The organism is Streptococcus sp. SN-1, assembly GCF_041154385.1.
In the GTDB taxonomy this organism is placed as follows: Bacteria; Bacillota; Bacilli; order Lactobacillales; family Streptococcaceae; genus Streptococcus; species Streptococcus mitis_CT.
This window is the reverse complement of sequence record NZ_AP028929.1, coordinates 1,914,557-1,927,118: the sequence shown is the minus strand read 5'-3', so window position 1 is coordinate 1,927,118 and position 12,562 is coordinate 1,914,557. Positions and strand designations below refer to the sequence as shown.

Genomic DNA, 12,562 nt, shown 5'->3' with positions numbered 1-12,562 from the left:
TTTATATATTTTGGAAGGGTAGCGAAGAGGCTAAACGCGGCGGACTGTAAATCCGCTCCTTCGGGTTCGGGGGTTCGAATCCCTCCCCTTCCATTTTACGGGCATAGTTTAAAGGTAGAACTAAGGTCTCCAAAACCTTCAGTGTGGGTTCAATTCCTACTGCCCGTGTTAATAGAATTATGGCGGGTGTGGTGAAGTGGTTAACACACCAGATTGTGGCTCTGGCATGCGTGGGTTCGATCCCCATCACTCGCCTATTTTATATTATTGGGGTATAGCCAAGCGGTAAGGCAAGGGACTTTGACTCCCTCATGCGTTGGTTCGAATCCAGCTACCCCAGTTACTATTTGCCGGCGTGGCGGAATTGGCAGACGCGCTGGACTCAAAATCCAGTGTCCGCAAGGACGTGCCGGTTCGACCCCGGCCGCCGGTATAGTATAGAGTTAAGGAACGTTGTAAATCTTCGTTCCTTTTTTGTATTATTTTTGCTATAATAGTAGTTATTCAAATTTTATTTAGATTATGAAAGTGTAGGAAAGTATGTCTCGTTCTATCGATTTATTAAAACATCGGTATTTGAAAAATATTAAAGAAAATCCTGAATTGTTTGTCGGGATTGAGCTGGAATATCCTGTTACAAATTTAGAAGGGGATGCTACAGATACTGAAGTTATCAAAGGATTATTCCGATATTTAGTTTCTGCTTTGAATTTAGCTGTAGAAAAGGTAGATGATTTTGGGACTCCTATTCAGTTAGTGGAGCCAGTAAGTCAGGATGCTATTTTATTTGAAGTTTCCTATACCACGATAGAGTTTGCATTTGGTAAGGCTGAAACGATTCAAGAGGTAGAAAATCGTTTCAACAATTATATGGATGTAATTCAGAAAAAGTTAGCTGAATCAAATCATGCTATTGTTGGCTGTGGTATTCATCCCAACTGGGATAAAAATGAGAATTGTCCAGTGGCTTATCCACGGTATCGCATGTTGATGGACTATTTGAATTTGAGTAGCAACGTGACTGACTCATACTTACATCAATTCCCTGAATATGGTGCTTTTATCTGTGGGAGCCAGGTTCAGTTGGATGTTTCAAAGTCTAACTACTTACGAGTGATTAATGCTTTTACCCAAATTGAAGGGGCTAAGGCTTATTTATTTGCAAATTCTGAGTTTACAGGTACGGATTGGGATACGAAAATTTCAAGGGATATTTTCTGGGAAGAATCCATGCATGGTATCTATACAGAGAATGTTGGGGTTAATGCTAGACTCTTTAATGATGAAGCTGATTTTTTTGACTATCTAGATCATTCTGCAATTTTTACTGCGGAACGTGATGGACAAACCTATTATTTTTATCCGATTCAGGCTAGGGACTATTTGGCTACATCTGAAATCCAAGCATATGCTCTTAATGGGGATGAGGTTCTTATTTACCCTCAAGAGAAAGACTTTGAAACTCATCGTAGTTATCAGTACCAAGACTTAACGACTCGAGGAACAGTTGAGTTTCGTAGTGTGTGTACACAGCCACTTGATAGGACTTTTGCTTCTGCTGCCTTTCACTTGGGATTGTTGTGTAATTTAGACAAGTTAGAAGCTTACTTAGAAACAGCACCTTTCTTTAAAGAATTTGGTCGTGATTACAAGTTTTTAAGACGACAATTTTCTAAGAAAAAGCTAGCATATGAGGAGAAAACTGCGATTATAGAGTTTTCCAAAGACTTACTACTACTAGCTGAGGAAGGACTGGAGATGAGAAATAAGCAAGAAATGACCTATTTACAGCCTTTGAAAGAAGAATTGAGCATATAATTTCTCTTATAAAGGGAGAATTTTCTGAAAAATCATGATATAATGGAAGAGACTATAGATAAAGGATAGAGAGTAATGACATTAGTTTATCAATCAACGCGTGATGCCAACAATACAGTAACTGCTAGCCAAGCTATTTTGCAAGGTTTGGCGACGGACGGCGGTTTGTTTACACCGCTTACTTATCCAAAGATAGATTTGGACTTTGACAAATTGAAAGATGCTTCTTACCAAGAAGTAGCTAAGTTAGTTTTGTCAGCATTTTTAGATGACTTTACAGCTGAGGAGTTGGACTACTGTATCAACAATGCCTACGATAGCAAATTTGATACTCCAGCTATCGCGCCATTAGTGAAATTAGACGGGCAATATAACTTGGAACTTTTCCATGGTTCAACAATTGCTTTTAAGGATATGGCCTTGTCTATTTTGCCATACTTTATGACAACAGCTGCTAAGAAGCATGGTTTGGAGAACAAGATTGTCATCTTAACAGCAACATCTGGTGATACTGGGAAAGCTGCTATGGCAGGATTTGCAGATGTACCTGGTACTGAGATTATCGTCTTTTATCCAAAGGATGGTGTCAGCAAGGTTCAAGAGTTGCAAATGACCACTCAGACTGGTGATAATACTCATGTTATCGCTATTGATGGTAACTTTGACGATGCGCAAACAAATGTGAAGCATATGTTTAACGATGTGGTTCTTCGTGAAAGATTAGCGGCCAACAAGTTGCAATTTTCATCTGCAAACTCTATGAATATCGGTCGTTTGGTGCCACAGATTGTTTATTATGTTTATGCCTATGCTAAGTTGATTAAGTCTGGTGAGATTGTGGCTGGTGATAAGGTCAACTTCACAGTACCAACTGGAAACTTTGGAAATATCTTGGCTGCCTTTTATGCTAAGCAAATTGGTCTACCAGTTGGCAAATTAATCTGTGCTTCAAATGACAACAATGTTTTGACAGACTTCTTCAAGACACGTGTTTACGACAAGAAGCGTGAGTTTAAGGTAACAACTAGTCCATCTATGGATATTTTGGTATCTTCAAACTTGGAGCGCTTGATTTTCCATCTTTTGGATAATAATGCGGTTAAGACAGCTGAACTTATGAATGCCTTGAACACGCAAGGTCAATATGAGTTGACAGACTTTGATGCAGTGATTTTGGACCTCTTTGCAGCTGAATATGCGACTGAGGAAGAGACGGCAGCAGAAATCAAGCGCGTTTATGAGTCAGATTCTTATATCGAGGATCCACATACGGCGGTTGCCTCAGCAGTTTATAAAAAATACCAAGCTGCTACTGGAGATGTAACTAAGACAGTGATTGCTTCAACAGCTAGTCCATACAAGTTCCCGGTAGTTGCTGTAGAAGCGGTAACAGGGGAATCAGGCTTGACAGACTTTGAAGCCTTGGCTCAATTACATGAAATCTCAGGAGTAGTTGTGCCACCTGCAGTTGATGGGCTTGAGACAGCTCCTGTTCGTCACAAGACAACAGTAGCAGCTGCTGACATGCAAGCAGCGGTTGAGTCTTATCTAGGACTTTAAGACAGAGGGAGTAAACTCGGTTGGGAAACCAACTGAGTTTCTTTTCATCAGGAGGAAGGTTTGTTTAAGAAAAATAAAGACATTCTTAATATTGCCTTGCCAGCTATGGGCGAAAACTTTTTGCAGATGCTCATGGGTATGGTGGACAGTTATCTGGTTGCTCACTTGGGTTTGATAGCTATTTCGGGTGTATCAGTAGCTGGCAATATTATCACGATTTATCAGGCGATTTTCATTGCTCTGGGAGCTGCTATTTCCAGTGTTATTTCAAAAAGTTTAGGGCAGAAGGATCAGTCGAAGTTGGCTTATCACGTGACAGAGGCTCTCAAGATAACCCTATTGCTGAGTACACTGTTAGGCGCCTTATCGCTCTTTGCTGGGCAAGAGATGATAGGACTTTTGGGAACTGAGAAGGAGGTAGCTGAGAGTGGTGGGCTCTACCTATCTTTGGTAGGCGGATCGATTGTTCTCTTGGGCTTGATGACCAGTCTAGGTGCCTTGATTCGTGCAACGCATAATCCGCGTCTACCCCTCTATATTAGTTTTTTATCCAATGCCTTGAATATTCTTTTTTCCAGTCTAGCTATTTTTGTTCTGGATATGGGGATAGCTGGTGTTGCTTGGGGGACTATTCTGTCTCGTTTGGTTGGTCTTGTGATTTTGTGGTTACAATTAAAACTTCCTTATGCGAAGCCAACTTTTGGACTGGATAAAGACTTACTGACTTTGGCAATACCAGCAGCTGGAGAGCGACTCATGATGCGGGCTGGAGATGTCGTGATCATTGCCTTGGTTGTTTCTTTTGGGACGGAGGCAGTTGCTGGGAATGCAGTCGGAGAAGTCTTGACCCAGTTTAACTACATGCCTGCCTTTGGCGTCGCTACGGCAACAGTCATGCAAGTGGCACGAGCGGTTGGAGAAGATGATTGGAAAAGAGTCGCTAGTTTGAGCAAACAAACCTTTTGGCTTTCTCTGGTACTCATGTTACCCTTGACCTTCAGTATCTATGCTTTGGGTATACCACTAACTCATCTCTATACGACTGATTCTCTAGCGGTTGAAGCTAGTGTTTTGGTGGCACTTTTCTCTCTACTAGGAACTCCTATGACGATAGGAACAGTCATCTATACGGCAGTTTGGCAGGGATTGGGAAATGCTCGGCTTCCCTTTTATGCGACAAGTATAGGAATGTGGTGTATCCGCATTGGAACAGGATATCTGATGGGGATTGTGCTTGGTTGGGGCTTGCCTGGTATTTGGGCAGGAACTCTCTTGGATAATGGTTTTCGCTGGTTATTTCTACGCTATCGTTACCAGCGCTATATGAGCTTGAAAGGATAGGAAATGCAAAAAACAGCTTTTATTTGGGATTTAGACGGGACTTTATTGGACTCTTATGAAGCGATTTTATCAGGGATTGAGGAGACTTTTGGTGAGTTTGCTATTCCTTATGATAAGGAGAAGGTGAGAGAGTTTATCCTCAAGTATTCTGTGCAGGATTTGCTTGTGCAGGTGGCAGAAGCGCGAAAGCTGGATGTGGCAGTGTTAAATCAGGTGCGTGCCCAGAGTTTGGCTGAGAAGAATGCCCAGGTAGTTTTGATGCCAGGTGCGCGTGATGTGCTAGCTTGGGCAGACCAAGTAGGAATTCAGCAGTTTGTCTATACTCATAAGGGGGACAACGCTTTTACCATTCTCAGAGATTTGGGGTTGGAGTCCTATTTTACAGAGATTCTAACCAGTCAGAGTGGCTTTACGCGCAAGCCTAATCCGGAAGCGGCTACCTATCTGTTAGACAAGTATCAGTTGGATCCTGAGAAAACCTATTATATAGGGGATCGGACTCTGGATGTGGAATTTGCCCAGAATAGTGGTATTCAGAGCATCAATTTTTTAGAGTCATCTTATGAAGGCAATCACAGGATTCAAGAGTTAGCAGATATTCCTCTTATTTTTAAGGTTAAGTGATAAAAAGATTGTGTCAGTTTTGTGACAGAGACCTAACAAACTATTTCAAGTAATCGAATTTGTTACAAGGGATAGACAGTTCTGTTAAATAGGCCCGAGAGGGCTTTTTTTCAGCATTTTTTGTGTTATCATAGACAGGTACTCATTTGAAAGGAATTTGAAAGAATGAAGAAAAGAATATTATTAGCCTCAACAGTAGCCTTGTCATTTGCCCCAGTATTGGCAACCCAAGCAGAAGAACTTCTTTGGACTGCACGTAGTGTTGAGCAAATCCAAAACGATTTGACTAAAACAGACAACAAAACAAGTTATACCGTTCAGTATGGTGATACTTTAAGCACCATTGCAGAAGCCTTGGGTGTAGATGTCACAGTTCTTGCGAATTTGAATAAAATCACTAATATGGACTTGATTTTCCCAGAAACTGTTTTGACAACGACTGTCAATGAAGCAGAAGAAGTCACAGAAGTTGAAATCAAAACACCTCAAGTAGCTTCTAGTGAAGAAGTGACAACTGCGACAGCAGATTTGACAACCAATCAAGTGACCGTTGATGATCAAACTGTTCAGGTTGCAGACCTTTCTCAACCGATTGTAGAAGCACCAAAAGCAGTAGAAACTACAAGAACAAAAGAAGTGGCAACAAGTTCAGAAGTTGCAGAGACAGTTGCTACTGCAGAAGAAGTGGCACCATCTACAGGAACTTCTGTCCCAGAAGAGCAAACAGCCGAAACAAGCAATGTAGTTGCAGAAGCAGCTCCTCAGGCAACGACTCAAGCTGAGAAGCAAGAAACACAAGCAAGCCCTCAAGTTGAATCAGCAGGGGAAGCAACTACAACGCCAGTAAAAGAAAAAACAACCGAAACACCTGCAACAAGTGCAGAAGAAGCAAAAGAAGTAGCCTCATCAAATGAAGCTACAGCAGCAGTTTCTACTTATCAACCAGAAGAGGCGAAAACAGTTTCAACAACTTACGTGGCTCCAGCTGCGCCCGATTATACTGGACTGGCAGTAGCAAAATCTGAAAATGCAGGCCTTCAACCACAAACAGCTGCCTTTAAAGAAGAAATTGCCAACTTGTTTGGCATCACATCCTTTAGTGGTTACCGTCCAGGAGACAGTGGAGATCACGGAAAAGGTTTGGCTATCGATTTTATGGTGCCAGAAAGCTCAGAACTAGGGGATAAGATTGCGGAATATGCTATTCAAAACATGGCCAGCCGTGGTATTAGTTATATCATCTGGAAACAACGTTTCTATGCTCCATTCGATAGCAAATATGGACCAGCTAATACTTGGAACCCAATGCCAGACCGTGGTAGCGTGACAGAAAACCACTATGACCACGTTCACGTTTCAATGAATGGATAAACCAGGCTTGGTAATATCATTTTGACGAATGAGATCTAGCTTTCGTGATAGGAAGCGAGTCTCGTTTGTTTTTTTGTTTGTCAATTTGAATGGAAAATGGGAAGTTTCTGTCTTGTAATGATTTAAGCAACATTCTTGCAATTTATTTTACTTTGCATTATAATTGATTAGTCAACTATTGATAAATCAATAAAAAGAGAGAGGAAGAAATGATAGAGATTCAAGATCTGCTTTATCAACTCCGCTTGTCTGAGCAAGCGAGCACGCAATTGTTTGAAAAAAGACTTGGGATTAGTTTGACACGGTATCAGATTTTATTATTTTTGTTGAAGCATTCCCCTTGTAATCAAATAGCGGTTCAGGAGCGTTTGAAGATTGATCAGGCCGCCTTGACACGACATTTCAAAATTCTGGAAAAGGAAGGTTTGGTGGAGCGTCATCGTAATCCTGAAAATCAGCGAGAAGTGTTGGTAGAGGCTACGAAGTATGCCAAGGAGCAGTTAGTGGTGAATCCTCCTCTGAAGCATATCAAGGTTAAAGAAGCGATGGAAAGTATCTTAACAGAGTCTGAAAGAACAGAACTCAGCCGTTTATTAAATAAATTGGTTTTGGGTATTGAGAATATAGAGATCTAAGGAGAAATAGATGTCAATTATTACAATCATTTTAGCAACGATCGTTGCTTTGGAGCATTTTTACATTTTTTATTTGGAAAGTATTGCAACGCAATCAGATGCGACTAGTCGTGTCTTTAACATGGACAAGGAAGAACTGGCTCGTCCGTCAGTAAGTTCATTGTTTAAAAATCAAGGGATTTATAATGCTTTGTTAGGAGTCTTTCTCTTGTATGGAATTTATTTCTCACAGAATTTAGAAATTGTGACTATTTTTGTTTTATTTGTGATTGGTGCTGCGGCTTATGGCTCTCTCACAGCAGATAAGAAAATTATTTTGAAGCAAGGTGGACCAGCTATTTTGGCCTTGATTAGTATTTTACTCTTTAAATAAGTTCAAAGGTCAATCTTAGTCTTTCTAGTCCTTTTCACTCCAGAATAAGGAAAATATGTTATACTTGTTTTTAAGAAAAAAGTCTCATTGAATTGGTTTTGAGGAGTTAGAAATGAAAGTATTAGTGACAGGTTTTGAGCCCTTTGGAGGGGAAAAGGTCAATCCAGCTTTGGAGGCCATTAAAGGTTTACCAGCTGAAATCCATGGTGCTGAGGTCCGTTGGTTAGAAGTGCCAACAGTCTTTCACAAATCGGCCCAAGTATTGGAAGAAGAGATGAGTCGTTATCAACCTGACTTTGTCCTTTGTATCGGCCAAGCAGGTGGAAGAACCAGCTTGACACCTGAGCGAGTAGCCATTAATCAAGACGATGCACGCATTCCTGATAACGAAGGTAATCAACCGATTGACCTTCCCATTCGCCCAGACGGTGCTCCGGCCTACTTTAGTAGTCTGCCGATTAAAGCGATGGTTCAAGCTATAAAAAAAGAGGGATTGCCGGCCTCTGTTTCTAATACGGCAGGGACTTTTGTCTGCAATCATTTGATGTATCAGGCCCTCTATTTGGTAGAAAAGAAATTTCCACATGTTAAGGCAGGTTTTATGCATATTCCTTATATGATGGAACAGGTGGTGAATCGACCGACTACCCCAGCTATGAGTTTAGTGGATATTAGGCGAGGGATAGAAGCGGCAATCGGCGCCATTATCGAACATGGAGATCAAGACCTCAAGTTGGTAGGCGGAGAAACTCATTGATAGAAAAAAGCTTGAGGGAAAACCTTCAAGCTTTTGGACGTTTTCGAGCCAATACTGCTCGGTAAAAAATCATTTTATTGATTTGAATGTAGGGTAGGAGTGAGAAACTAGCAATTCCAAAAGTAATCCAATTGAGGAAGTACCAAGGGAGGAGTTGTAGGTCTAGAATAAAGCGCTGAAATTTATAGCCTTTCATCAGGAAACGGCTGGTTTTAAGGATTTGTCCTGGTTTGGCTTGTCCTAAATCTAGGGTGTCACAGAGGAGAAATTCTACCTGCGAATAGGCATAGTATTGTGGAATATAGAGACTATTTCCGACAATCATCAAGAGTATACTTGCTAGAAAGTAAAGACCAAAGGTCATGAGGAAACGCTCGGTTTCAATTGACGTGAGATCCAGATTGGGAAACTCAGGGTGAAGGACAACGAATTTCTTTGCTAGAAAGCTACTGTAAAAGAGGAAGTAAATCCCGAGTAAACTAGGAATGCTCCATAAAAAGAGATAGAAACGTTTGAGAAGTAGAGTCAAAAAGGTTTGTGAAAAGTGTGCTTCGTTAAAGAGAGTAAGACTATTTTTGACGGATAGTTCTGTATCTGGATTCTTGATGAGTTTTAGGGTTGTATAGACTGAACTGGTTAGAAGAATAGCTCCGATAAAGGAGACTAATAGTGGAAAAAGATAGGCTTGGAATACATGGCCAAACACGCTTAAAAAGGGTTGTTCTAAAACACTCTCGTTGATGCGCTCTAAGGGATTGAGGAAGCCAGACAAGATGAGCAGTATGCTAGGTAAGAGATAGACGAGAAAGAGGCGGGGATTTTCAGCCTGAAATTGTCTGGACTGCAGACGAATAGTTTTTAAATCAATTTTTAGGTATTTCATTCTCTCATTATACCATAGTTCGTGACAGTTCCAGCTTTTTTTGATAAAATCATACAGTATGCCATTGGGCACAAAGTATGAACTGGGACTGTCTTTCCCAGCTTCGGAGGTAAAAAATGTCAGATTCACCAATCAAATATCGTTTGATTAAGAAAGAAAAACACACGGGAGCTCGTCTGGGAGAAATCATCACTCCCCACGGTACCTTCCCGACACCTATGTTTATGCCAGTTGGGACACAAGCCACTGTCAAAACTCAGTCACCTGAAGAATTGAAGGAGATGGGTTCGGGAATTATCCTATCAAACACCTATCATCTCTGGCTTCGTCCTGGAGATGAACTCATTGCACGCGCAGGTGGTCTCCACAAGTTCATGAATTGGGACCAGCCTATCTTGACAGATAGTGGTGGTTTCCAGGTTTATTCCCTAGCTGATAGCCGTAATATCACAGAAGAAGGAGTAACCTTTAAAAACCATCTCAATGGTTCTAAGATGTTCTTGTCCCCAGAAAAAGCCATCTCTATTCAGAATAATCTGGGCTCAGACATCATGATGTCCTTTGACGAATGTCCTCAGTTTTATCAACCATATGACTACGTTAAGAAATCAATCGAGCGTACCAGTCGTTGGGCTGAGCGTGGTTTGAAGGCTCACCGTCGTCCGCATGACCAAGGGTTATTTGGGATTGTGCAGGGGGCAGGATTTGAAGACCTGCGTCGCCAATCGGCTCATGATCTTGTCAGCATGGACTTTCCAGGTTACTCTATCGGTGGTTTGGCAGTGGGAGAAACACACGAAGAGATGAATGCGGTCTTGGACTTCACAACCCAACTGCTACCTGAAAATAAACCTCGCTATTTGATGGGGGTGGGAGCGCCAGATAGCTTGATTGATGGAGTGATTCGTGGGGTAGATATGTTTGACTGTGTCTTGCCGACTCGTATCGCTCGTAATGGGACTTGTATGACCAGTCAGGGACGTTTGGTTGTAAAAAATGCCCAGTTTGCTGAGGACTTTACACCACTGGATCCTGAATGTGATTGCTACACATGTAAGAACTACACACGCGCCTACCTTCGTCACCTGCTCAAGGCCGATGAAACCTTTGGTATTCGCTTGACTAGCTACCACAATCTTTACTTCTTGCTTAACCTGATGAAGCAAGTGCGACAAGCCATTATGGATGACAATCTCTTGGAGTTCCGTGAGTATTTTGTTGAAAAATATGGCTATAATAAGTCAGGACGTAATTTCTAAAACGGAATAGATATAAGCTAAAAATCCTAAGTTTTCTCTTAGGATTTTTCTTCTTTTTTTGATAGAATAAAGTGTACAATGAAAGGAAGAATAAACTCGTATGCGCATTAAATGGTTTTCCTTGATTAGGATTACAGGTTTACTTTTGGTACTCTTGTATCACTTCTTTCAGACCATCTTTCCTGGAGGATTTTTCGGGGTAGATGTCTTTTTCACATTTTCAGGTTTCCTGATTACAGCTCTACTCATCGAAGAATTTTCTAAAAATCATGAAATTGATTTGGTTGGATTTTTTAGGAGACGCTTTTATCGTATCGTGCCACCTGTGGTTTTGATGGTCTTGGTAACCATGCCCTTTACCTTTCTAGTTCGCCAAGATTATGTGGCTGGAATTGGGGGCCAGATTGCTGGTGTCTTAGGCTTTATGACTAACTTCTATGAACTTCTAACAGGTGGGAGTTATGAATCACAGTTCATTCCTCATTTGTTTGTTCATAATTGGAGCTTGGCCGTTGAGGTTCACTACTATATTCTTTGGGGATTGGCAGTTTGGTTCTTATCTAAACAGGCTAAATCAAATGGTCAGTTGAAGGGGATGGTCTTTCTTTTATCTGCCACTGTCTTCTTGATCAGCTTCTTCTCCATGTTTATTGGTAGTTTTCTAGTAACCTCTTATTCCTCTGTTTATTTCTCCAGTTTAACTCATGTCTATCCATTCTTTTTGGGAAGTATCCTAGCAACTATCGTAGGCGTTCGTCAGACGACTTCCCTCGTCAAGCAGTTGAATAAAATCTGGGATTTACGCAAGACCCTTTTAGTTTTTGCAGGAGGTTTTGGTTTCTTACTCATTTTGACCTTCTTTGTCAAATTTACCTATCTCTTTGCCTATCTTATGGGCTTCTTGCTTGCCAGCCTTGCAGCCCTTGCTATGATTCTGGCAGCGCGTGTCTTACATGAAAAGACTCCTAACGTGCAGGAGCCAAAGATGATTAGCTTTTTAGCAGATACTAGTTATGCGGTTTATCTCTTCCATTGGCCTTTCTACATTATTTTCTCACAGTTGACATCAAATCTTTTTGCTGTGTTACTGACTTTGATTTTTTCTTATGGATTTGCCAGTCTTTCATTTTATGTATTGGAGCCGTGGATTGCAGGAAAGAGCACACCTATTTTACAAACTCTTCGTCCCCTGCCTTATATTCACACAATCCTTGCAACAAGTACAGGAATCTTGGCCTTCATTGTCTTCTTAGTAACTCTGTTGGCACCACAAGTGGGAGCTTTTGAGACAGACTTAACTGTCAATGGTTTGAAGCAAGCTGCAACAAATATTAGCCAGACCAAGGTGATGGCAGAACGAGCAGAAGCTGATAGTTTAGGAATTGCTGATGGTACTATGTTAATTGGTGACTCGGTGGCCTTAAGGGCAAATACAGCGTTGCAGACAGCCCTTCCTGGAGCACAGATTAACGCGCAGGTCAGCAGAACAACCAAGACTGCCAATGAAATCATGCTAAATAATAGCCAGAATAAATTTTTACCTAAGATGGTGGTCATTGCAACAGGGGTAAATAATCCTGAAAATTACAAGGATGACTGGGATAGTATCGTAAAAAATCTTCCTAAGGGCCACCATATGGTTTTGGTGACTCCTTATGAGGGAGATAAGACAAAAGAGACCTATGCCATCGTTGAGAAGGCTGCTGCCTATATGAGAGAATTGGCAGAGAAGACTCCTTATATCACCATTGCTGATTGGAATCAAGTTGCTAAGGAACATCCAGAGATCTGGACAGGAACAGACCAAGTCCATTTCGGAAGTGACACTAGTAAAATTGAAGCCGGAGCAAAATTGTATGCAGATACCATTGCTACAGCCTTGCAAACAGCTCAAGACAAGCCAGTCAAATCAAAATAACGTGTATTTAAAAGAGAAGAGTT

At 41.2% G+C, this 12,562-nt stretch carries 11 protein-coding genes and 5 tRNA genes; 15 read left to right on the top strand and 1 reads right to left on the bottom strand.

All coding sequences use genetic code 11. The features are described from left to right. Window positions 1-12: 12 nt before the first annotated feature. From ACAM22_RS08970 to pcp, 13 genes are all read left to right on the top strand, one after another. Window positions 13-93, top strand: a tRNA-Tyr gene (locus ACAM22_RS08970). Between the two features lie 4 nt (window positions 94-97). Continuing rightward, a tRNA-Trp gene (locus ACAM22_RS08965) sits at window positions 98-168 on the top strand. 14 nt (window positions 169-182) lie between these two features. Beyond that, window positions 183-255 (top strand) — tRNA-His (locus tag ACAM22_RS08960). Between the two features lie 13 nt (window positions 256-268). Continuing rightward, window positions 269-340, top strand: a tRNA-Gln gene (locus tag ACAM22_RS08955). A 9-nt stretch (window positions 341-349) separates the two neighbouring features. Then, window positions 350-433 (top strand) — tRNA-Leu (locus ACAM22_RS08950). A gap of 107 nt (window positions 434-540) precedes the next feature. Beyond that, window positions 541-1,818 carry a gamma-glutamylcysteine synthetase gene (locus tag ACAM22_RS08945; protein ID WP_369606706.1) on the top strand — a complete coding sequence of 426 codons (1,278 nt, stop codon included), beginning with the start codon at window positions 541-543 and terminating at the stop codon, window positions 1,816-1,818. 75 nt (window positions 1,819-1,893) lie between these two features. After that, the gene (gene thrC, locus ACAM22_RS08940) at window positions 1,894-3,378 is read left to right on the top strand and encodes a threonine synthase (protein WP_261053189.1); all 1,485 of its coding nucleotides are present in this window, start codon (window positions 1,894-1,896) and stop codon (window positions 3,376-3,378) included. Between the two features lie 60 nt (window positions 3,379-3,438). Further along, window positions 3,439-4,719 (top strand): MATE family efflux transporter, encoded by a 1,281-nt coding sequence (locus ACAM22_RS08935; RefSeq protein WP_261053188.1) that lies wholly within the window; start codon window positions 3,439-3,441, stop codon window positions 4,717-4,719. 3 nt (window positions 4,720-4,722) lie between these two features. Beyond that, window positions 4,723-5,343, top strand: a complete 621-nt coding sequence (locus ACAM22_RS08930) for an HAD family hydrolase (protein WP_261053187.1) — start codon at window positions 4,723-4,725, stop codon at window positions 5,341-5,343. Between the two features lie 165 nt (window positions 5,344-5,508). Continuing rightward, window positions 5,509-6,714, top strand: coding sequence for a LysM peptidoglycan-binding domain-containing protein (locus ACAM22_RS08925; RefSeq protein ID WP_261053184.1), 1,206 nt, complete (start codon window positions 5,509-5,511; stop codon window positions 6,712-6,714). Window positions 6,715-6,923: 209 nt separating this feature from the next. Beyond that, complete coding sequence (locus tag ACAM22_RS08920; RefSeq protein ID WP_369606705.1) at window positions 6,924-7,349, top strand: MarR family winged helix-turn-helix transcriptional regulator; 426 nt, start codon at window positions 6,924-6,926, stop codon at window positions 7,347-7,349. A gap of 10 nt (window positions 7,350-7,359) precedes the next feature. Then, window positions 7,360-7,722 carry a DUF1304 domain-containing protein gene (locus ACAM22_RS08915; RefSeq protein WP_061087522.1) on the top strand — a complete coding sequence of 121 codons (363 nt, stop codon included), beginning with the start codon at window positions 7,360-7,362 and terminating at the stop codon, window positions 7,720-7,722. Window positions 7,723-7,834: 112 nt separating this feature from the next. Continuing rightward, entirely contained in the window at window positions 7,835-8,479 is a 645-nt protein-coding gene (gene pcp, locus ACAM22_RS08910) for a pyroglutamyl-peptidase I (RefSeq protein WP_000866923.1), read from the top strand. Window positions 8,480-8,504: 25 nt separating this feature from the next. On the opposite strand, the gene ACAM22_RS08905 is transcribed toward pcp, so the two are convergent. Next, a complete protein-coding gene (locus ACAM22_RS08905) occupies window positions 8,505-9,362 on the bottom strand; it encodes a DUF975 family protein (protein ID WP_369606704.1) in 858 nt (285 codons plus the stop codon). A gap of 116 nt (window positions 9,363-9,478) precedes the next feature. On the opposite strand from ACAM22_RS08905, the gene tgt reads away from it, so the two are divergent. Together tgt and ACAM22_RS08895 are read left to right on the top strand one after the other, a co-directional pair. Beyond that, window positions 9,479-10,621 (top strand): tRNA guanosine(34) transglycosylase Tgt, encoded by a 1,143-nt coding sequence (tgt, locus tag ACAM22_RS08900; protein WP_001285237.1) that lies wholly within the window; start codon window positions 9,479-9,481, stop codon window positions 10,619-10,621. 100 nt (window positions 10,622-10,721) lie between these two features. After that, window positions 10,722-12,539, top strand: coding sequence for an acyltransferase family protein (locus ACAM22_RS08895; protein ID WP_369606703.1), 1,818 nt, complete (start codon window positions 10,722-10,724; stop codon window positions 12,537-12,539). Window positions 12,540-12,562 lie beyond the last annotated feature (23 nt).